The 19791-nt window shown below is 62.3% G+C and carries 19 protein-coding genes and 1 pseudogene; 16 read left to right on the forward strand and 4 right to left on the reverse strand.

The genetic code is table 11. The annotated features are described in order from the left end of the window. The 11 genes and pseudogenes from B7L72_RS05180 to B7L72_RS05230 all read left to right on the forward strand — a co-directional run. A pseudogene (locus B7L72_RS05180) lies at window positions 1-787 on the forward strand (hypothetical protein); the annotation flags it as partial. Between the two features lie 9 nt (window positions 788-796). Next, entirely contained in the window at window positions 797-1735 is a 939-nt protein-coding gene (gene truA / locus B7L72_RS05185; RefSeq protein ID WP_081192995.1) for a tRNA pseudouridine(38-40) synthase TruA, read from the forward strand. Then, window positions 1732-2364: a phosphoribosylanthranilate isomerase gene (locus B7L72_RS05190; RefSeq protein ID WP_081192997.1), complete on the forward strand. Its 633-nt coding sequence runs from the start codon at window positions 1732-1734 to the stop codon at window positions 2362-2364. The genes truA and B7L72_RS05190 overlap by 4 nt, the downstream gene beginning before the upstream one ends. A 72-nt stretch (window positions 2365-2436) precedes the next feature. Further along, a complete protein-coding gene (trpB, locus tag B7L72_RS05195; protein WP_026001714.1) occupies window positions 2437-3675 on the forward strand; it encodes a tryptophan synthase subunit beta in 1239 nt (412 codons plus the stop codon). Window positions 3676-3683: 8 nt separating this feature from the next. Further along, window positions 3684-4487, forward strand: coding sequence for a tryptophan synthase subunit alpha (gene trpA, locus B7L72_RS05200; RefSeq protein WP_016914045.1), 804 nt, complete (start codon window positions 3684-3686; stop codon window positions 4485-4487). Between the two features lie 95 nt (window positions 4488-4582). Further along, window positions 4583-5584 carry an acetyl-CoA carboxylase, carboxyltransferase subunit beta gene (gene accD / locus B7L72_RS05205; protein WP_016914044.1) on the forward strand — a complete coding sequence of 334 codons (1002 nt, stop codon included), beginning with the start codon at window positions 4583-4585 and terminating at the stop codon, window positions 5582-5584. Further along, window positions 5577-6872, forward strand: coding sequence for a bifunctional tetrahydrofolate synthase/dihydrofolate synthase (gene folC, locus B7L72_RS05210; RefSeq protein ID WP_081192999.1), 1296 nt, complete (start codon window positions 5577-5579; stop codon window positions 6870-6872). The genes accD and folC overlap by 8 nt, the downstream gene beginning before the upstream one ends. 17 nt (window positions 6873-6889) lie before the next feature. Next, window positions 6890-7579 (forward strand): SPOR domain-containing protein, encoded by a 690-nt coding sequence (locus B7L72_RS05215; RefSeq protein ID WP_081138986.1) that lies wholly within the window; start codon window positions 6890-6892, stop codon window positions 7577-7579. 2 nt (window positions 7580-7581) lie between these two features. Beyond that, a complete protein-coding gene (locus B7L72_RS05220) occupies window positions 7582-8130 on the forward strand; it encodes a CvpA family protein (protein WP_081193001.1) in 549 nt (182 codons plus the stop codon). A 104-nt stretch (window positions 8131-8234) separates the two neighbouring features. Next, complete coding sequence (gene purF, locus B7L72_RS05225) at window positions 8235-9755, forward strand: amidophosphoribosyltransferase (RefSeq protein ID WP_026001713.1); 1521 nt, start codon at window positions 8235-8237, stop codon at window positions 9753-9755. Between the two features lie 89 nt (window positions 9756-9844). Continuing rightward, on the forward strand, window positions 9845-11044 hold the full coding sequence (locus B7L72_RS05230; protein WP_016914039.1) for an O-succinylhomoserine sulfhydrylase: 1200 nt from the start codon (window positions 9845-9847) through the stop codon (window positions 11042-11044). Between the two features lie 353 nt (window positions 11045-11397). Here the strand turns inward: B7L72_RS05230 and merA are convergent, their stop codons facing one another. The 3 genes from merA to merT are packed head-to-tail and all read right to left on the reverse strand — an operon-like array spanning window position 11398 to window position 13470. After that, window positions 11398-12807 (reverse strand): mercury(II) reductase, encoded by a 1410-nt coding sequence (gene merA / locus B7L72_RS05235; protein ID WP_016914038.1) that lies wholly within the window; start codon window positions 12805-12807, stop codon window positions 11398-11400. Window positions 12808-12809: 2 nt separating this feature from the next. After that, on the reverse strand, window positions 12810-13106 hold the full coding sequence (gene merP, locus B7L72_RS05240) for a mercury resistance system periplasmic binding protein MerP (RefSeq protein ID WP_006911918.1): 297 nt from the start codon (window positions 13104-13106) through the stop codon (window positions 12810-12812). 13 nt (window positions 13107-13119) lie between these two features. Next, window positions 13120-13470: a mercuric ion transporter MerT gene (merT, locus tag B7L72_RS05245; RefSeq protein WP_008957404.1), complete on the reverse strand. Its 351-nt coding sequence runs from the start codon at window positions 13468-13470 to the stop codon at window positions 13120-13122. A gap of 73 nt (window positions 13471-13543) precedes the next feature. Here merT and merR point away from each other — a divergent pair, with 73 nt between their 5' ends. The 5 genes from merR to B7L72_RS05275 all read left to right on the forward strand — a co-directional run bounded on the left by merR (window position 13544) and on the right by B7L72_RS05275 (window position 18270). Beyond that, the gene (gene merR / locus B7L72_RS05250) at window positions 13544-13990 is read left to right on the forward strand and encodes an Hg(II)-responsive transcriptional regulator (RefSeq protein WP_006911920.1); all 447 of its coding nucleotides are present in this window, start codon (window positions 13544-13546) and stop codon (window positions 13988-13990) included. Between the two features lie 78 nt (window positions 13991-14068). Continuing rightward, on the forward strand, window positions 14069-15358 hold the full coding sequence (locus B7L72_RS05255; protein WP_081193003.1) for an ISL3 family transposase: 1290 nt from the start codon (window positions 14069-14071) through the stop codon (window positions 15356-15358). Between the two features lie 241 nt (window positions 15359-15599). Next, window positions 15600-16175 (forward strand): cytochrome b, encoded by a 576-nt coding sequence (locus B7L72_RS05265; protein ID WP_081138990.1) that lies wholly within the window; start codon window positions 15600-15602, stop codon window positions 16173-16175. Window positions 16176-16244: 69 nt separating this feature from the next. After that, on the forward strand, window positions 16245-16829 hold the full coding sequence (locus B7L72_RS05270) for a YceI family protein (protein ID WP_081138991.1): 585 nt from the start codon (window positions 16245-16247) through the stop codon (window positions 16827-16829). Between the two features lie 109 nt (window positions 16830-16938). After that, window positions 16939-18270, forward strand: a complete 1332-nt coding sequence (locus B7L72_RS05275) for an MATE family efflux transporter (RefSeq protein WP_081193005.1) — start codon at window positions 16939-16941, stop codon at window positions 18268-18270. A 13-nt stretch (window positions 18271-18283) separates the two neighbouring features. Here B7L72_RS05275 and B7L72_RS05280 read toward each other — a convergent pair whose 3' ends face one another. After that, window positions 18284-19768, reverse strand: a complete 1485-nt coding sequence (locus B7L72_RS05280; protein WP_081138994.1) for a uracil permease — start codon at window positions 19766-19768, stop codon at window positions 18284-18286. Window positions 19769-19791 lie beyond the last annotated feature (23 nt).

Below are 19791 nucleotides of genomic sequence, written 5' to 3' on the forward strand. Positions count from 1 at the left end.
TGGGGCGCTGGTGTGGTCACGCAAGCGCCGCGAGCGCCAGTGGGAGGACGTGCCCGCGCCCGCCGCTGCCGTAGAAACGCCCCCACGACGCGCCGAGCCAGTCATGGAAAGCACCGGCACCGCTGGCGCACCTTTGGCCGAGCCGCCCCTTGCCGAACCACCGCCTTTCGATATCCCGAAAGCGCCGCCACAGGTAGCCGAGCGCTATGAGCAGGTGTCTGCTGCTGACGAGCCGGTGACCGACGAGTCGGCTGTTCAGGAACCTGTTGCTCAAGCGTCTGGTGAGCATAGCCCCTTGGAGGAGCCATCTTCGCAAGCCAGCTCCCCGGAGTGGAGTTCAACCGAAGAAGAAGTCGAATCCGCTGTCGATGAAGACGAAGCAGCCCTGGAAGCGGCTTTTCTGGACACCCCCGAGCCCGTCGAAGAGCCAGAGCCGCGGCCGCCGCTGGCGCTGGAAGAGCCAATGCTCGTCGAGCCGACGCCTGCCGGAGTGAATCAGGCCGCGCCCGACGCTCCACCGGAACAGGAGGAGGATGCTGCGGAGCTGTCGACGCCCCAGGCGCCTGCGCAACCGGTGCCGGACGATCATCGGGCGCACTATATCGATTATCATCCGCCCTCGCTGCAGGCCAACGAGCCAGACGAGGCCGAGACCTCCTTGTCAGGAAACGCGGACGCTGCGCCGCTGCGCACCCGCTATACCCCTGAAGAGGAGTGGGAAATCGAAGAGGTGGCATTCGAGCCGCGACGTCGGGATAATAGCGACTCTTCCAAATCCTCCAAATGACGTGGCTTGATGACGCTGTTCTACCACTTTGATGAAACACAACCGCTGGCTGGCCGACTGGCCATGGGCGTCGAATATGACGGCACACGTTTTTGTGGCTTTCAGCGCCTGAAGCATGCCGCCTCCGTGCAACAGGCCATCGAAGATGCGCTGGGCAAGGTGGCGGGGGCGCCCGTGCATATCTACGCCAGCGGCCGCACCGATTCCGGTGTGCACGCCACGCGCCAGGTGATTCACTTCGACCCGCCGGTACAGCGCACTGAAAAAGCGTGGATTTTCGGCGCCAATACCAATCTGCCCCGAGACGTGGCGGTGCGTTGGGTGAAGCCGGTATCCGACGATTTTCATTCGCGCCTTGGCGCGCTGGCACGCCGTTACCGCTACCTCTTTCTGAATCAGATCAGCCGCCCGGTCATGGAGCGCCACAACGTCACCTGGTGTCGCGACCCGCTGGATGCCGATGCCATGCATCGTGCGGCCCAGGTGCTGGTGGGCGAGCACGATTTCAGCAGCTTCCGCGCGGCGGGCTGCCAGTCGAAATCCCCCTGGCGCCAGATGCACTTCGTCGAAGTGAAGCGTTACGGCCCGCTGGTGGTGATCGACATCCAGGGCAATGCCTTCCTGCATCACATGATCCGTAACATTGCCGGAGCGCTGGCCAGCGTTGGCCGGGGGGCGCAGGACGAAGGGCATATCGCCCGCCTGCTGGCGATGAAGAATCGCCAGAAGGGCGATGTCACGGCGCCTGCCTGCGGCCTGCATTTCGTCGACTCCCTCTACGACGAACGTTTCGAGATTCCCAGGGAGCCGCTGGGGCCCAATCTACTGGCCTTTACCGGCGAGTGGACTGGCGAGCGGGCGCTGCCGGAGACGCCCAGAGTGGCCGCCCGACGCCAGCTCACCTTTACCCAGCAAGCTAGCCCTGAACAGCAGGAGAGCGCCTCATGACCGCACCTGGTCGCACGCGTATCAAGTTTTGTGGCTTTACTCGCCACGAGGACGTGGCCGAGGCCGTGGCGCTGGGGGTCGATGCGCTGGGGTTCGTCATGTGGCCCAGGAGCGCGCGGGGGATCGACCCTGCCACGTTGGCAGCGCTGGCAGCACCGGTACCGGCTTTTGTGACGCGGGTGGGGCTGTTCGTCAACCCTGACGTGGCGCTGGTGGAGGCGTGTTTGCCGCACCTGGATTTGATCCAGTTCCACGGTGACGAGTCCGCCGACTTCTGCGCCCAGTTCGATCGCCCCTGGATCAAGGCGCTGCGCATGCGTGACGACCTCGACCTGCATCAGGCAGCGCAGCAGTATGCGGCCGCCCAGGCACTGCTGCTGGACGCCTATCGGCCGGGCGTGCCTGGCGGAACCGGAGAAACCTTCGACTGGTCTAGAATCCCCGCAGCCCTGCAAAAACCTGTTATTCTGGCGGGTGGGCTGACGGTCGAGAACATTGCCGCCGCGGTGGCGCAGGTGGCTCCCTATGCGGTTGATGTATCAGGGGGAATCGAAGCCGCCCCAGGCCAAAAGGATGCTCGGCGAATGGCCGACTTCGTGGCTCAGGTCGGGCGGGCCGATCAGCGCTGACGAGGGGCGTAAAACCCTTCTTCCACCTTTATGTATTCATTCATCTTTGCCTTTCTGGCAATCCTGTGAGGTATGCCTGTGACAGTCTCAGCAACTGAAACCAAGTTCAGCGACCTGACCCGAATGCCGGATGCCCGTGGTCACTTTGGCCCCTATGGCGGCCGATTCGTGTCGGAAACCCTGAGTTACGCTCTTGAAGAGCTGGAGCAGGCCTACTTCAGCCTGCGCGACGACCCGGCCTTTCAGGCGGAGTTCGACCGCGACCTGGCGCACTATGTGGGTCGCCCCTCGCCGCTGTATCACGCCGAGCGCTGGTCCAACTCGCTGGGTGGCGCGCAAATCTGGTTGAAGCGCGAAGACCTCAACCACACCGGCGCCCACAAGGTGAACAACACCATCGGTCAGGCGCTGCTGGCCAAGAAGGCCGGCAAGCCTCGGGTCATCGCTGAAACCGGCGCGGGTCAGCACGGTGTGGCCACGGCCACGGTTGCCGCGCGGCTGGGGCTGGAGTGCGATGTCTACATGGGCGCCGCCGATGTCCAGCGCCAGAAGCTGAACGTGTACCGCATGCGGCTGCTGGGCGCTCGGGTCATTCCGGTGGAGTCCGGCACCCGCACGCTCAAGGACGCCATGAACGAGGCGTTGCGTGACTGGGTCACCAACGTGGACAACACCTTCTACATCATCGGTACCGTGGCCGGGCCGCATCCGTACCCGCTGCTGGTGCGCGATTTCAATGCGGTGGTGGGGCGCGAGGCGCGCCGTCAGTCGCTGGAGCAGATCGGCCGCCTGCCGGATGCGCTGGTAGCATGCGTGGGCGGTGGCTCCAATGCCATTGGCCTGTTCTACCCGTTCGTCGAAGATGACGCCGTGGCCATGTACGGTGTCGAGGCAGGGGGCGACGGGGTGGAAACCGGCCGTCACGCCGCGCCGCTGTCTTCCAATGCACCGCGTGGCGTGCTGCACGGCAACCGCACCTACCTGATGTCCGACGAAGCGGGCCAGGTGATGGACACTCACTCCATCTCCGCAGGCCTCGATTATCCTGGCGTTGGCCCCGAGCACGCGCTGTGGAAAGACGCCGGTCGCGTGCAGTACGTGGCCGCCAACGACCAGCAGGTGCTGGAAGCGTTCCGCGAGCTGACCCGCATGGAAGGCATCATGCCTGCGCTGGAGTCTGCCCATGCCTTGGCCCATGCCAAAGTGCTGGCGCCCACCATGCGGCCTGATCAGCATATCGTGGTGAACCTTTCAGGGCGTGGTGACAAGGACATCATGACCGTGGCTAACATCGACGGCATCGAGTTTTAAGGGCTAGCATGAATCGAATCGACCAGCGTTTTTCCGAATTGAAGCAGCAGGGCCGCAAGGCTCTGATCCCTTACATCACCGCCGGGGACCCTGCGCCCCAGTACACGGTAGGCTTCATGCACGCCCTGGTGGATGCCGGGGCCGATGTGATCGAGCTTGGCGTGCCGTTCTCCGACCCGATGGCGGATGGCCCGGTCATCCAGAAGGCCTGCGAGCGGGCTCTGAAACAGGGCACCCGGCTGGTGGACCTGCTGGACATGGTGGCCGAGTTTCGCCAGACCGATACCCAGACCCCCATCGTGCTGATGGGCTACCTGAATCCTATCGAACGCATCGGTTACACGGCCTTTGCCGATAAAGCCGCCAGCGTCGGTGTGGACGGCGTGCTGGTGGTGGACATGCCGCCGGAAGAGGCGGACGAGTTCGGCCCGCTGCTCAAAGCGCGCGGCCTGGCAGCGATTTTCCTGGTTGCGCCTACCACTTCCCATGCCCGTGCCGCTACAATATGCGCCCACGGTGAGGGGTATCTTTACTATGTGTCGCTCAAAGGCGTGACCGGGGCGGCCACATTGAACGCAGCCGATGTCGCTGAACACCTGGCGCCGCTGCGTGACATGACCGATTTGCCGCTGTGCGTTGGGTTCGGCATTCGCGATGGGGTGACGGCCGCCGAGGTGGCGAAAGTCGCCGATGGCGTGATCGTCGGCAGCGCGCTGGTCAACCGCATTGCGGACAGCGTGGATGCCCCTGAAACCATCACCGGACAGTTGAAGAGCGTGTTGGCTGAGATGCGGACCGCCATGGACGCCTGAGTGCGTCCTCTCATCGTCTACACTGAATCTTGAATTGACGACACTCATCAAGCTTGGCTTGACCAAGCGTTGACGTATACGGAAGCCTTTTTGATATGAGCTGGTTAGACAAGATCGTGCCCTCCATGGGGCGTATCCAGCGGAAGGACCGTCGTGCCAGCGTGCCCGATGGCCTCTGGCGTAAATGTCCCAAATGCGAGGCGGTGCTGTACCTGCCGGAGCTGGAAAAGCACCACAGCGTCTGTCCCAAGTGTGACCATCACTTGCGTCTGACCGCCCGCAAGCGCCTTGACTGGTTCCTGGACAAGCAGGGGCGCGAAGAGGTGGGGGCCGAGATCGAGCCCAATGACCGCCTCAAATTCCGCGACTCCAAGAAGTACAAGGACCGCCTGACGGCTGCCCAGAAAGAGACCGGTGAAAAAGACGCGCTGGTTGCCATGCGTGGCGAGCTGGATGGCCTGCCGGTCGTGGCCGTGGCCTTCGAGTTCACCTTCATGGGCGGCTCCATGGGGGCCGTAGTCGGTGAGAAGTTCGTCCGCGCGGCCACCATTGCGCTGGACGAGGGTATTCCGCTGATCTGCTTTGCTGCCTCGGGTGGCGCGCGGATGCAGGAAGCGCTGTTCTCGCTGATGCAGATGGCCAAGACCTCGGCAGCCCTGGAGAAGCTCAAACAGGCGGGTGTCCCCTATATTTCCGTGCTGACCGACCCGGTGTTTGGTGGCGTTTCCGCGTCGCTGGCCATGCTGGGTGATCTGAACATTGCCGAACCCAACGCACTGATCGGTTTTGCAGGCCCTCGGGTCATCGAGCAGACCGTGCGCGAAACGCTGCCGGAAGGTTTCCAGCGCAGCGAGTTCCTGCTGGAGCATGGCACGGTGGATATGATCGTGCATCGCCATGATATGCGTGCGCGTGTCGGTGGTGTGCTGCGCAAGCTGACTCATCAGCCCGCCGTGGAAACCAGCGCTGAACCGGTGGTCGAAGGTGAAATCACCGAACCTGTGGTGGAAGAAGCCGCATTGGCGGATGCTGCAGAGAGCAGTGCTCAGGCAGAGCCTGCCCAGCCTGCGAGCGATGACGCGTCGCGCAATGCCTAGCACGTTAGCCGAATGGCTGAATCATCTTGAGACGCTGCACCCGGTAGGCATCGACATGGGCCTGGAGCGGGTGTCGCAGGTGGCCCGGCGTATGGGACTGCTGGACCGCCCCCTGGCTCGCCAGGTGATTACCGTGGCAGGCACCAATGGCAAGGGCTCGACCCTTGCCATGATCGATGCGGTGGCGCGGGCGCATGGCCTGCGCACCGGTACCTACACGTCTCCTCATCTGCTGCGCTATAACGAGCGGGTCACGCTGGAAGGGCGCGAAGCCAGTGACCAAACCCTGGTCGAAGGCTTCATTCAGGTGGAGGATGCTCGCCTGGAAGCGCCCGCCATCAGTCTGACCTACTTCGAGGCGGGCACTCTGTGTGCGCTCTGGTGCCTGGCCAATGCCGAGCTGGATCTGGCGGTATTGGAGGTAGGGCTGGGCGGGCGGCTGGATGCCGTCAACATCATCGATGCCGATGTGGCCATCGTGACTACCATCGCGCAGGATCATGCCAATTTCCTGGGGACCGATCTGGCTCAGATCGGGCGCGAAAAAGCAGGTATCTTTCGCCCCCTGAAACCCGCCGTGCTGGGAAGCTTGACGCTGCCCACGAGCGTGCTGGACACGGCCATTGCGGTGGCTGCGCCCAGCTACGTGCTGGGCGTGGGTTTCAGCCATAGCGCGGGTGACGAGCCGCCAGGCACGCCCTGGTGCTGGCATGGGCTCAACCGTGAAGGGGATACTCTTTCCCTTGACGCGCTGCCAGACCCGGGCTTGCCCATCGACAATGCGGCCACGGCGCTGCAGGCGCTGGCGCTGGCAGGTGTGCCGTTGAAGGTGCGGCCGGTCAGTGAAGCGCTGGCTGGCGTGACGCTGCCGGGGCGCCTGCAGTGGAGCGGGCAGTGGTGCCTGGACGTGGGGCATAATCCGCATGCGGCCAGCTATCTGGCGCGCAGGCTTCCCGCGCCGCCTGCCGGTGGTCGCCAGTGGGGGCTGCTGGGCATGCTCAATGACAAGGATGCCGACGGTGTGATCGAGGCACTGTTGCCGCGTATCCGTGACTGGGTCTGCGTCAGCCTGGAAGGCGAACGTGGCCGCTCGGCCAGCGAGCTTGCCGAGCGTATTACGTCGCTGGGCGGGCGCGTGTATCATTGCGCCGATTCCCCCGAGGCCGGGGCAGAGTGGCTGGCTCAACGGCTGACGCCAGAGGATCGGGTATTGGCAACGGGGTCATTCTTTACCGTGGCAGCGCTACTGGCGATGCCACTGCCTCAAGCATCGCCGCAGGCACGTTAAGCTGGAGGGAGAGGGATATGAAATACGGTAAAACGGAACGCATTAGCGGTCTCGTGATTCTGCTGGCCGTGCTGGCGATCATCGTGCCGTGGTTGATGAGTGACCCGGCGCCCCGAGAAGAGCGTCCGCAGCCCACCTTCGTGATCGAACAGCCGGTGAATGTGGTGCGTCAGGACGTTCCTGTGCCCGAGATGCCTGCTTCCATCAACGCGCCGTCTCCCCTCGAGCCGCTGGAGAATGCCGAGGTAGTGGACGAGCCCATCGAGGTTGTGCCGCTGGAACCGCAGACCGAGGCCGTTGCCAGTGCGCCCGCTGAAACGCCTCCGCCAGCGGCACCCGCCGAAGCGCCGCGCAGCGAACCGACGCCCGCTCCCGCCAATGACCCGATTGCCGAGCTGGTGGCCGCCAACCAGAACCGAGGCAGCGGTAGCAGTAGCAGCGGCAGCAGCAATGGTTCTGCTCCCCAGGCGCAGCAGCAGGGCGAATGGGCCGTTCAGGTAGGCAGTTTTGGCGATGCCGCCAATGCCCAGCGAATCAGCGATCAACTCACCAATCAAGGTTTCCGCGTTTTCCAGCGCCCGCGTGACAACAACCTCACCACCGTGCTGGTGGGCCCGTACGGCTCTTCGGAAGATGGCGAGGCGGCGTTGGCGCTGGTGAAAGAGCGCGCCAATGTTCAAGGCCTGCTGGTGCGGGTAAGAGACTGATCATGGCGCTGACATGGATTGATGCCGTTTTTCTGGCCGTGCTGGCGCTATCGATGCTGGCAGGCTTCGTGCGGGGCTTCGTGCGTGAATCACTGGGGCTGGCTGCCTGGCTCGTCGCGCTGATGGTGGCGCGGGTGCTGGCCGAGCCGGTGGCCGAGCTGATGGCCGGCTTCATCGAGAGTTTCGATGCTCGCCTGGTGTTGGCCTTTGCGCTGGTCATCTTTGCGGTGATTCTGCTGTGCGGCATCGTGATACGTATCGTTCACGCCGCCGTGGAGTGGGTGGGCATGGGGCTGTTGAACCGTTTTGCGGGCGCTGCGTTCGGGCTTGCCCGTGGCGTGGTCATCCTGCTGGTGGTAACCGTGCTGATCACCTTGACACCGTTGGCAGACCTTCAGGCATGGCAGGAAGCCTCACTGCGCCCCACCTTCATCGAGTTGCGGGACTGGGCCGTGAGCCAACTGGACCAGTGGGAGCGTGAGCTGCCGACGCCACCGGCGTCGCTGCGCGATGTCTCGCTCCCCGAATTACGCGTACCCGTTCAGCAATAGCCGAGCGGTGGATGTCGTGCCGCTGTCTGGCAGCGGCACGAGTAAGTTGGATGATCATACGGGTTTGCACCAGCAAGCCGTGGTACTAAAGCGAGGTAACTGGAATGTGCGGTATAGTGGGCCTTCTGGCCAAGCAGGCGGTAAATCAGGGAATCTACGATGCCCTGACCGTACTTCAGCATCGCGGCCAGGACGCTGCCGGCATGATGACCTGGAGCGAGGGACGCTTCCTACTGCGCAAGAGTAACGGCCTGGTCCGTGACGTTTTCCATACTCGCCACATGGCGCGCCTGAAAGGCAACCTGGGCATTGGCCACGTGCGCTACCCCACGGCGGGCTCCTCCAGTGAGGCCGAGTCTCAGCCGTTCTACGTCAACTCTCCCTACGGCATTGCGCTGGCCCACAACGGCAACCTGACCAACTCAGAGCAGTTGAAGCAGGAGCTGTTCTCCACGGACCTGCGCCATATCAATACCAGCTCAGACTCCGAAGTGCTGCTCAACGTCTTCGCCCACGAGCTGGGCAAACAAGGCCTTCACCTGGAAGCCGAGGACATCTTCGATGCGGTGCGTCGCGTGCATCGTCGCTGCAAGGGTGGCTACGCGGCCGTGGCGATCATCAACGGGTTCGGCATGGTGGCCTTCCGTGATCCCCACGGCATTCGCCCGGTGGTGTTCGGCACGCGCCAGGACCCCAACGGCCAGGAAGTGATGATCGCTTCCGAGTCGGTGGCGCTGGACGTGGGTGGTTTCGAACTGGAGCGTGACCTGGCGCCGGGTGAGGCCATCTTCGTCGACATGCAGGGCCAGATTCATACCCAGGTATGTGCTGACCGCCCCGAGCTGTATCCGTGTATCTTCGAGCACGTCTATCTGGCGCGCCCCGACTCCATTCTGGATGGTGCTTATGTCTACGGCACGCGCATGCAGATGGGCCGTAAGCTGGGCGACCGTATCATGAGCGAGTGGCCCGACCACGATATCGATGTGGTGATTCCGATTCCGGACACTTCGCGTACCTCGGCACTGGAGATGGCCCAGCACCTTGGCGTCACCTACCGCGAAGGCTTCATGAAGAACCGCTACATTGGCCGTACCTTCATCATGCCAGGGCAGACCCAGCGCAAGAAATCGGTGCGCCAGAAGCTGAATGCCATCGATGTCGAGTTCAAGGGCAAGAACGTACTGCTGGTGGATGACTCCATCGTGCGCGGCACCACCTGCAAGCAGATCATCCAGATGGCCCGGGATGCCGGTGCCCGGAAGGTCTATTTCGCCTCGGCGGCGCCCCCGGTTCGCTACCCCAACGTCTACGGCATCGACATGCCCGCGGCCACCGAGTTGATTGCTCATGGCCGCACGGAAGAGGAAGTCGGCCAGCTGATTGGCGCCGACCGCATCTTCTATCAGGATCTGGAAGACCTGAAGAGCGCCTGCCGCGAGGTCAACCCCGAGATGGAATCCTTCGACTGCTCGGTGTTCGATGGCAACTATGTTACCGGCGATATCGACGAGGCTTACCTGGCGGTACTGGAGGCTAGCCGTAACGATGCGGCCAAGGACAATAGCGCGGGTGACCATGCGCTGGTTGACATGCACAATCAGGACGATGACCTGGACGACTGAGCGCGAATACGCTGGCAACTTTCCTCGGGGGAGTTGCCAGTGGATTGAGCGTTATGGAAGCTGGACGTTTTGGAAAAGAGGGCGCTGCCATGCACGATGATCATCACCAGGAGGAGTGGTCGCTCGAAACGCTCGCCATTCGCGCGGGGCATCACCGCACGTTTGAGCAGGAGCATGCCGAGCCGATTTTTCCCACCTCGAGCTTTGTTTACGAGAGTGCTGCCGAAGCTGCCCGTAAGTTCGGTGGTCAAGAGCCGGGTAACGTCTACTCGCGTTTCACCAATCCGACGGTACACACCTTCGAGCGCCGACTGGCGGCCCTGGAAGGTGGTGAGCGCTGCGTCGCCACCAGCTCTGGCATGGCCGCCATTCTTTCGACTGCCCTGGCACTGCTGTCGGCAGGGGATGAGATCGTCGCCTCGCGTTCGCTGTTTGGCTCTACGGTCAGCCTGTTCGACAAGTATCTGGGCAAGTTTGGTATTACCACGCGCTATGTGGAGCTTTCCAATCTGGCAGCCTGGGAAGCCGCGGTGACGCCCGCAACTCGGCTGATGTTTGCCGAAACGCCGTCCAATCCGCTCTCCGAAGTGGCCGATATTCCGGCCCTGGCAGCGTTGGCGAAGCGCAGCGGGGCCTTGCTGGCCATCGATAACTGTTTCCTTACGCCTGCCCTGCAACAGCCGCTGGCACTGGGGGCCGATCTGGTGATCCACTCGGCCACCAAGTATCTGGATGGCCAAGGGCGCGCCGTGGGCGGAGCGGTGGTAGGGCGTCATGACCTGCTGGAAGAGGTGTTTGGCGTCGTGCGGACCTGCGGCCCCTGCCTGAGTCCGTTCAACGCGTGGATCTTCACCAAGGGGCTCGAGACCCTGTCGCTACGCATGAGGGCCCACTGCGAGAACGCCTTGAGCCTGGCCCGCTGGCTCGACCAGCACCCCGCCGTCAGTCGGGTGTATTACAGCGGTCTGGAAGCACACCCTCAGCACGCGTTGGCCAAGCGCCAGCAGCAGGGCTTTGGGGCCGTGCTGGGGTTCGAGGTGCTGGGTGGACAAGAGGGCGCCTGGCAGGTGATCGACGCTACGCGCATGCTGTCGATTACCGGCAATCTGGGCGATGTCAAAACCACCATCACCCACCCGGCCACCACGACCCACGGGCGTCTTTCCGAGGAACAAAAGGCCGCCGCAGGGATTGCGCCGGGTTTGATTCGGGTAGCTGTCGGGCTCGAAAGTCAGGCGGATATCCAGCGTGACCTGGCGCGTGGCCTGGATGCGCTGGCTGCTCGTTGAAGTACCATGACGACTGACCGGCCATGAGGCCGGTTTTTTATGGGTATCCGGATTATCTGGTTGGTATGCGAGAGCGAAAGGTGGCCGACAAACTCAACCCACAACGGATTAGCTGGTTGATGGCTCGCTGAGTACGCTCACTTGCTAGAGAGCAGATACTTCACCAAACAGGCGATGCCCAGGACCAGTAGCAATAGTAGGGCAATTCCGATCACTGGCATTATCCAGCCCATCGCCCCCATCATCCCGCAATCTGGTAGTGTCGTGTTCATCGTGACAGGGCTCCCTGTGGTGTCCATGCCCAAAACCCGTGGTGCCGCCGCCCAGTGGCACCACGGTCGCGCTCATATCGTTCACCCGGCACAGCAGGACAACTGCGTCACATCCTTGGTGAAAGTCTGGGCACAGAGCTTGAGCCCTTCCACCATGGTCAGGTAGGGAAACAGCTCATTGGCGATGTCGTGTACGGTCATGCGTGCGCGTAGCGCCATCACCGCCGTCTGGATCAGCTCACCGGCTTCCCCCGCCACCGCCTGCACCCCCAGCAACCGGCCCGAGTCGCGTTCGGCCACCAGCTTGATGAAACCACCGGTGTCGAAATTCACCAGCGCACGCGGCACGTTTTCCAGGTCCAGCTCACGGGTATCGACGCTGAAGCCTTGCTCGATGGCCTCGGCTTCCGTCAGGCCGACGGTGGCCACCTGGGGGTCGGTGAAGATCACCGCCGGCATGGCGCTCAGGTCCAGGGTGGCTTCGCCCCCGGTCATGTTGACGGCAGCCCGGCTGCCCCCGGCGGCGGCGACATAGACGAACTCCGGCTGATCGGTGCAGTCACCGGCGGCATAGAGCCCCGGCACCGTGGTGTGCAGATGCTCATCGACCAGAATAGCCCCATGTGCGGTTTCCACGCCGAGGCTCGCCAGGTTCAGGGCCTCGGTATTGGGTGTCCGTCCGGTGGCCACCAGCAGTTGATCCGCCCGCAAGGTGCCGGCGTTGGTGTCGACAATGAATTCATTGTCGGTGTAGTCCACACGGCTCGCCTGGGTCTGCTTGAGGACCTCGATGCCCTCGCGGCGAAACGCCGCCTCCACCGCATTCCCTACCGCCGGGTCTTCCTGGGAGAGCAGGCGGCTGCGGGCCAGCACCGTGACCCGGCTGCCCAGCCTGGCGAAGGCCTGGGCCAGTTCCAGGGCCACCACCGAGGCGCCGATCACAATCAGCCGCTCGGGAAGAGTGTCCAGGGCCAGAGCACTGGTAGAGGTCAGGTAGGGGGTGTCGGCAAGACCCGGGATCGGCGGTACTGCCGGTCGGGCGCCAGTACCGATGAAGGCGCGGTCGAAGTGGACGACCTGCTCGCCGCCCTCGTTCAGCTTGACCATCAGGCTATGGGCATCGATAAACCGGGCCTCGCCGTGCAGGACAGTGATGGCCGGGTGGTCGCGCAGAATCCCCTCGTACTTGGCGTCACGCAGTTCCTCGACACGTCGCTGCTGCTGCTCGAGCAGCTTGGCCCGATCCACCACCGGCGCCTGGGCGCTCAGGCCTGCATCGAAGGGACTTTCCGTACGCAAGTGGGCAATATGGGCCGCGCGAATCATGATCTTCGAAGGCACACAGCCTGTATTGACACAGGTACCGCCGACGGTGCCGCGTTCGATCAGGGTGATCCGGGCGCCGCGCTCGGCGGCCTTCAGGGCCGCCGCCATGGCGGCGCCGCCGCTGCCGATCACGCTCACGCGCAGCAGGGTCTTGGGATTCTTCATGATCACTCTCGATCCGCTTGCGAGGATGTCGGGGTTGATGGATACCCAGCGTTGGTGGTGGCCTCGGTCAATGCCTCCACCGACGTTCGGGCGTCGTCAAAGGTGACCACGGCCTCGAGATCCGCGTAGCTCACGTCGACTTGCGAGACGCCGTCCACCTTGTTGAGGGCGGCCTTGACGGTGATCGGGCAGGCGGCACAGGTCATGCCCGGCACCGACAGCTTCACGGTCTGCAAGGCCGCTAAGGCGGGCGTGCTGAGCAGGGCGAGTAGCGCGATGAAGGCGAAACGAGCTTTCATGGTAGATCTCCTTTTAATAGAACAAGGGCAAGACGTAGGGGAATACCAGGGCGATTAGCACCAGCAGCGATACGAGCCAGAAGATCGCCTTGTAGCCCGTCCTGACCCGTGGCACGGCACACACCTCTCCCGGCTGGCACTTTTCCACTGGCCGAAAGACGCGACGCCAGGCGAAGAACATCGCCACCAGCGCGACGCCGATAAAGAGCGGGCGATAGGGCTCCAGCGACGCCAGATTGCTGATCCAGGCGCCGGAAACGCCCAGCGTGATCAGAACCAGCGGGCCGAGGCAACACGCCGAGGCCAGGAGGGCCGCGACTCCTCCGGCGGCCAGGGGCCCTCGCCCCGTTTTAGGTGTCCGCATTGACGATTCTCCTTTCGGGATGGGGGGAGCTACGATAAGGTTACTTCCGTAGCTTGGTACGGAGTCAAGCATCATGAAGAGACATGCAGATAAAGTGGCGGACACCATGACCATTGGCGGCCTGGCCAAGGCGGCCGGCGTCAATGTCGAGACAATCCGCTATTACCAGCGACGAGGGCTATTATCGGAGCCCGAACGACCTCCCGGAGGTATTCGACGCTATAGTGCCGCCGATATCGACAGGTTGACGTTCGTGAAAACGGCGCAGCAGCTGGGCTTTAGTCTGGATGAGATCAGTGACCTACTTCGGCTGGAAGATGGCGCCCACTGTCAAGAAGCCAGTGCTCTCGCAGAGCACAAGTTAGGGGACGTTCGCGAGAAGATCGACAGGCTTGAAAGAATTGAGAAGGTGCTGAGCGAAATGGTCGACCGATGCCATGCACAACAAGGCAATATCACTTGCCCGCTAATTGCGTCATTGCATGAAGGGCTCAGAGAAGCAGAAGACCCAAGGGAGTAAATCACCTTCAGTTCGTAGAAAACAACGCGGTCAAAGAGTCGCAATCATCTATGGACCATGTCGACAAGGAAAGTTTGCATGACCAGCTTGCCTGACAACATCCTGCACCTTCCCGAGTACCACGTCCTAGCCACCAAGATGGAAGAGCATGATCTCCACTACCAGGTCGAAGCTCCTGAGCCTCTAGCTTGCGAGGAATGCGGCGTTGAGAGTGAGTTTGTCAGGTTCGGCAAGCGCGATGTGGCCTATCGCGACCTACCCATCCACGGAAGGCGGGTCACCCTCTGGGTGGTCCGTCGCCGCTACACCTGCCGGGCGTGTGGAAGGACGTTCCGGCCAGCTCTTCCGGAAATGGTAGACGATCACCGCATGACGCGGAGGCTTTACAACCACGTCGAGAAGGAAGCCTTCAATCACCCCTACGCCTACGTGGCTGATACCACGGGCCTCGACGAGAAGACTGTCCGCGAGATATTCAAGAAGAAGGCTGAGTTCCTGGCAGCCTGGCATCGCTTCGAGACACCCCGCTGCCTGGGGATCGACGAGCTGTACCTGAACCGCCGCTACCGCTGCATCCTGACCAACCTGGAGGAGCGTACCCTACTGGACCTGCTGCCCGGTCGCCAGCAGGACGCGGTGACGAGGCGCCTCATGAGCATGACCGAGCGCCACCAGGTCGAGATCGTCAGCATGGATATGTGGAAACCCTACCGCCGTGCTGTCCAGGCGGTGCTGCCGCAGGCTCGCATTGTGGTCGATAAGTTCCACGTCGTGCGAATGGCCAACGAGGCCTTGGAAAAGGTCCGCAAGGGGCTCAGGAAAAAGCTGACGTCCAACCAGCGCCGAACCCTCAAGGGTGACCGGAAGATCCTGCTGAAGCGCGCTCACGATGTCTCAGATCGCGAACGGCTCATCATGGAGACCTGGACAGGGGCATTCCCCCAGCTCTTGGCGGCCTACGAGCACAAGGAGCGGTTCTTCCACATCTGGGACGCCACAACCCGGCGTGACGCCGAGAAGGCGCTGACTGCCTGGATTGACGACATCCCACAGGGGCAAAAGGAGGTCTGGAAAGATCTCGTCAGTGCTATCAGTGGCTGGCATGAGGAGATGCTGACCTACTTCGAGACCGACATCCCGATCACCAACGCCTTCACGGAGTCAATCAACCGGCTGGCCAAGGATAAGAACCGCGATGGCCGTGGCTACTCATTCGAGGTGATGCGGGCACGAATGCTCTACACCACGAAGCACAAGAAGAAGGCACCGACTGCGAAGGTCTCTCCTTTCTACAAGAAAACCATCGGTTACGGACTGCCGGACTTCGCAGAGGAACTCAACTACGGAGTCGATCTATCAACCATCTGAGGGTGGTATCAGATTGATGGGGTGAAGGTGCCCCATCAACCATTAAATCCGTATACCCTTTTTTATTGGCGAAACGCGCTAACGTTTCATAAAGTGACATGGTGTGGCCATGATGAAACGGTTTTTCCGAACGATGCGTTCTGCTTTTTTCAGCAGTGTTTTGCCATTCGAAAGGTTATGATTTTTATAACAAACGAAGCATGCTGCGGGGCAGTATGCAGCCGTCAATGGGGAATCAAGGATGTGGCGTAATACACGCAGCGGCTGGGGGCTGGTCAGTATCGCGTTTCACTGGCTGAGCGCTCTGACCATTATTGGCTTGTTCGCGCTTGGCTGGTGGATGACCGGGTTGGGTTATTACGACCCCTGGTACAATCAGGCGCCCTGGATACACCGCTCGGTGGGCGTGTTGCTGCTCATCGCCACCTTCGGTCGATTGGCCTGGCGCATGATACAGCCCAGCCCGGCTGCAGAGGGTGGTCGGTTCGAGCGTCTGGCAGCTCACCTTGGCCACATAGCCCTTTACGTTTTGATGCTGATGGTACTGTTCAGCGGCTACCTGATTTCGACCGCCAATGGCCGTTCCATCAGTGTATTTGGTTGGTTCGATGCGCCCGCCATCGTGCATGGCTTGCCCAATCAGGCCAGCGTGGCGGGAGACATCCACTGGTACAGCGCGCTGGTGCTCATGGTATTGGCAGGTGGGCATGCACTGGTGGCACTGGTTCACCACTGGCGCTTGGGGCACGATACGCTGCGCCGCATGATCAACCCGCGCCATGGGCAGCCAAATCGTCATGGCCAGCCAAAGATTTGAACCCTGTTCTACTCACCGCGGACTCATGATGGATCCGCACTCTTGACCAAGGAAAGCGAGGAGATAGCAATGTTGAAGAAGACAGCGATTGCCACGGCACTGGCCGCAGCGGCTCTGGTTCCCCTGAGCCAGGCGCAGGCGGCTGACTATCAGATCGATATCGAAGGCCAGCACGCGTTCGTGCAGTTCAAGATCAACCATCTGGGCTTCTCTTACATTCTGGGCAGCTTCGAGACCTTCGATGGCCAGTTCCATTACGATGCCGACGACCTGGACGCGTCTTCCGTCTCCATGGAAGTGCAGGTCAACAGCCTGACCACCAACCATGCCGAGCGTGATCGTCATATTCTGAGCGCTGACTTCCTCAACGCCAGCGAATTCCCCACGGCGACCTTTACGTCCACTGGTTTCGAAGCCACGGGTGACAACGAAGGCGTGGTGACCGGCGAGCTGATGCTGCATGGCGAAACTCAGGAAATCGAAATGCCGGTAACCCTGATGGGCGAAGGCGAAGACCCCTGGGGTAACTACCGCGCCGGTTTCGAAGGCAGCACCATGCTGACGCTGAGTGACTTCGGCATCGACATGAGCGACTTCCCGGAAGCCATGCACGAGCTGGAGCTGTACGTTACCTTCGAAGGCATCCGCCAGTAAGCGATGCCCGATGAAAGCGCTGCCACCCTCACGGGTGGTGGCGTTTTTTGCGTTTTAGGGCACCCGTCAACCGAGCAATACACCAAGGAGGCCGCCGTTGGCAGCCGCTATGCAACAACGTGAGTTGGCCATCACCCTATGGCGCCAAACCTGGCCCATGGCCATTGGCGTTCTGGCGCTGCTGGGGTTTCAGCTGGTCGACAGCGCTTTCATCGCGCGACTGGGCACGGCCCCGCTGGCCGCGCAGTCGTTCACTTTTCCGCTGTCGTTTTTGATCATTGGTATTCAGGTGGGGATGGGCATTGCGATTGCGGCGCTCATCTCCCGCGCCCTGGGGGCCGGTGAACAGGCCAGAGCCAAGCGCTTGAGCAGCCTGGTGCTGGTAGCCGGTGGCGCGGTCATCGGTGCGCTGGCCGTGGTGCTTTGGGCGTTGCAGGAGCCCTTGTTCAGCCTGCTGGGGGCCGACCAGCGTGCGCTAGGGCACATTCGAGCCTACTGGGCGCCGCAGCTGTTCGCCGCCTGGTTGGGCGCCTTGCTTTACTTCATCTACAGCGTGTTTCGCGCCCACGGCGATACTCGGTTGCCTGGCAAGATGATGGTGGTCAGCAGCCTGGTGAACCTGGTGCTGGACCCGCTGTTCATTTTTGGCCTAGGCCCCTGGGAGGGGTGGGGGTTGCCGGGGGCTGCCTGGGCCACGGCCATCGCCTTTGCCGTGGGCTTATGGTTTACCAGCCGTAAGCTGTATCGCCGTGGGTGGGCGACGATGGTCGCGCTGTGGCCAGAGGCCAAACGCTCCTGGCGCTCTTTCACCGGCATTGCCGCGCCAGCCATGGTCAGCCAGCTGATGCCGCCGCTGGCCGCCATGCTGGCGATTGCGGCGGTGGCGGGGCTGGGGGATGCCCAGGTCGCGGCCTGGGGGTTGGCCAGCCGGTTGGAAACCCTTTCGCTGATGGTGATTCTTGCCATGACCATGTCCCTGCCTCCCTGGTTGGGGCGCTGCTATGGGGCTGGAGAGTGGGAGCAGATCCACCGTTTGTTGCGCCTGGCGCTGACCGTGGCCGTGGCTTGGCAATTGGCGCTGGGCGTGTTGTTGGCGCTGGCGTCACCCTGGGTGGCCATGGCGCTGGCCGGTAATCCAGAAGTGCAGAGCGAGCTGGCGCTGCTGATACGTTTTCTACTGCCCAGCTATGCGGCGCTGGGTGTATGCATGCTGGTGGTCTCGGCGGGCAATGCGCTGGGCTGGCCGCTGCGGGCCATGCTGCTCTCCAGTGCGCGGCTGTTCGTGTGCTACCTGCCGTGCCTTTGGGTGGGTGGGCAGCTGTTTGGCTGGACGGGGCTGGCTGCGGGCGCCGCTTTGGGGAATGTGCTGGCAGGCCTGATGGCTTGGGGAGCGCTGCGGCGGATTCTCTCTCGCCCGCATCGGCGGGCGGGAGCGTCATGACCCGACAACGGGTTCAGTGCTGGCGACGTGATTCCTGAAATGAGAAATACAGGAACAGCAGCGCCATGGCGAGATAGCCCATGACGAAGTCGGGGGCCGCATTGAAGGCCAGCTGGGGGGCATGCATCAGGCCAACGAATGAAAAGCCCGCCGCGATGGCGGCAAAGGCCGCTGCCCTGCGGAACTGATGGTCGATCACCGACACGGTCATGGCGCCCAGTAGGATGGCCATGAACATGGCGCCTTGCCCCAGCACGACGATGGCGCTGGAGATGTCGCTGACCACCTCACCGGCTCCCCGGTTGAAGCGCGTCATCACGTAATTGGCGAAGTAGGGCAGCATCGCCAGGGCGATGGCCGGGTAGTAGCGGGTATCGTTGGCCTGGAACGCAGTGGCGATCATGGACATCCCCACGAACACCAGAATAGGCGCCACGACGGAGACCGGAATGATGGCCGCCAGTGCAGCAATCAGGCCGAACATGGTGGCCAGCGCATAGACGGCGCCGTTCAGCAGGCTGTAGCCGCGCCCGGCGCCCATCCACTTGGCACCCACCGTGGCAATGTAGACCGTGGTAGGAAACGCGCCCCCAAACAAGGCCCCGATCATGGTGCCTGCACCATCCACGGCCTGGCACTCCCGTACATCGTACTTGTCGCCTGCGGCTTCCATGGCCTCGACGTTGTTCATGGTTTCGATGGCGTTGTACAGGGTAATGGGCAGCACCACGGTCAGGACGGCCAGCATGCCGGTGAACAGTAGGCCCAGCCCTTCGAACCAGGCGAGATTGGGCAGCAAGGGGTAGAACCCAAGATGGGTGAAGGCATCGCTGAAGCGCTCGGTGCCTGCATCACCAATCAGGTAGGCCATGGTCGTCCCGATGACGATGGCAAACAGCGAGGTGGGGAGTTTGAAGGGCATGCTCACCCTGGCGACCAGGCCCACGATGATGATCCCCAGCACCAGCAGGCCAATCACCGGCATTTCCAGCGTCTTGAACAGCATTTCACCCGCAATAAAGGTCAGCGCAACGCCTGCCACGGCACCCAGCATGGCGGCTCTGGGCAGGTGATACTGTACCCAGCGGCCCACGACGCTGATCAGCGCTTCGATGGCACCGCTGATGAAGCAGGCGGCCACGGCGACTTTCCAGGCGAGTTCGGCATCGCCGGTCAGCTGTTTGGCGGGCAGCAGCACCCCGAACAGGAAGACGAACATCACCGGCGTGGAAATACCGTAGGAGAGCGCTGTGACATCGCTGCGGTTCTCCTTGCGCGCCAAGCGAGCGGCGCTCCAGGCATAGTAGAAGTTGCCCACCATGACGGCGACCGCCGCCCCTGGCAGCACCTGCCCATACACGATGGAAGCAGGGAAACCCATGCCCAGCATGGTAATGGCGATAATGATGAAGTTGGCGATGTTGTTCTGAAACAGCGCAAAGAAAGCGTCGGTATCTTCTTTTTTGTACCAGGGGTAGGGAGTGCTGGCAGCCGCCATGTTGTGCCTCTCGGTTATGGTGT

Origin of the sequence: Halomonas sp. BC1, assembly GCF_002078135.1 — a bacterium.
Lineage (GTDB): Bacteria > Pseudomonadota > Gammaproteobacteria > Pseudomonadales > Halomonadaceae > Vreelandella > Vreelandella stevensii.

What these genes read in the sequence shown, in the direction of transcription:
- truA (WP_081192995.1), top strand. Translation starts at nt 797, where the DNA reads ATGACGCTGTTCTACCACTTTGATGAAACACAACCGCTGGCTGGCCGA.
- B7L72_RS05190 (WP_081192997.1), top strand. Translation starts at nt 1,732, where the DNA reads ATGACCGCACCTGGTCGCACGCGTATCAAGTTTTGTGGCTTTACTCGC.
- trpB (WP_026001714.1), top strand. Translation starts at nt 2,437, where the DNA reads ATGCCTGTGACAGTCTCAGCAACTGAAACCAAGTTCAGCGACCTGACC.
- trpA (WP_016914045.1), top strand. Translation starts at nt 3,684, where the DNA reads ATGAATCGAATCGACCAGCGTTTTTCCGAATTGAAGCAGCAGGGCCGC.
- accD (WP_016914044.1), top strand. Translation starts at nt 4,583, where the DNA reads ATGAGCTGGTTAGACAAGATCGTGCCCTCCATGGGGCGTATCCAGCGG.
- folC (WP_081192999.1), top strand. Translation starts at nt 5,577, where the DNA reads ATGCCTAGCACGTTAGCCGAATGGCTGAATCATCTTGAGACGCTGCAC.
- B7L72_RS05215 (WP_081138986.1), top strand. Translation starts at nt 6,890, where the DNA reads ATGAAATACGGTAAAACGGAACGCATTAGCGGTCTCGTGATTCTGCTG.
- B7L72_RS05220 (WP_081193001.1), top strand. Translation starts at nt 7,582, where the DNA reads ATGGCGCTGACATGGATTGATGCCGTTTTTCTGGCCGTGCTGGCGCTA.
- purF (WP_026001713.1), top strand. Translation starts at nt 8,235, where the DNA reads ATGTGCGGTATAGTGGGCCTTCTGGCCAAGCAGGCGGTAAATCAGGGA.
- B7L72_RS05230 (WP_016914039.1), top strand. Translation starts at nt 9,845, where the DNA reads ATGCACGATGATCATCACCAGGAGGAGTGGTCGCTCGAAACGCTCGCC.
- merA (WP_016914038.1), bottom strand. Translation starts at nt 12,807, where the DNA reads ATGAAGAATCCCAAGACCCTGCTGCGCGTGAGCGTGATCGGCAGCGGC.
- merP (WP_006911918.1), bottom strand. Translation starts at nt 13,106, where the DNA reads ATGAAAGCTCGTTTCGCCTTCATCGCGCTACTCGCCCTGCTCAGCACG.
- merT (WP_008957404.1), bottom strand. Translation starts at nt 13,470, where the DNA reads ATGCGGACACCTAAAACGGGGCGAGGGCCCCTGGCCGCCGGAGGAGTC.
- merR (WP_006911920.1), top strand. Translation starts at nt 13,544, where the DNA reads ATGAAGAGACATGCAGATAAAGTGGCGGACACCATGACCATTGGCGGC.
- B7L72_RS05255 (WP_081193003.1), top strand. Translation starts at nt 14,069, where the DNA reads ATGACCAGCTTGCCTGACAACATCCTGCACCTTCCCGAGTACCACGTC.
- B7L72_RS05265 (WP_081138990.1), top strand. Translation starts at nt 15,600, where the DNA reads ATGTGGCGTAATACACGCAGCGGCTGGGGGCTGGTCAGTATCGCGTTT.
- B7L72_RS05270 (WP_081138991.1), top strand. Translation starts at nt 16,245, where the DNA reads ATGTTGAAGAAGACAGCGATTGCCACGGCACTGGCCGCAGCGGCTCTG.
- B7L72_RS05275 (WP_081193005.1), top strand. Translation starts at nt 16,939, where the DNA reads ATGCAACAACGTGAGTTGGCCATCACCCTATGGCGCCAAACCTGGCCC.
- B7L72_RS05280 (WP_081138994.1), bottom strand. Translation starts at nt 19,768, where the DNA reads ATGGCGGCTGCCAGCACTCCCTACCCCTGGTACAAAAAAGAAGATACC.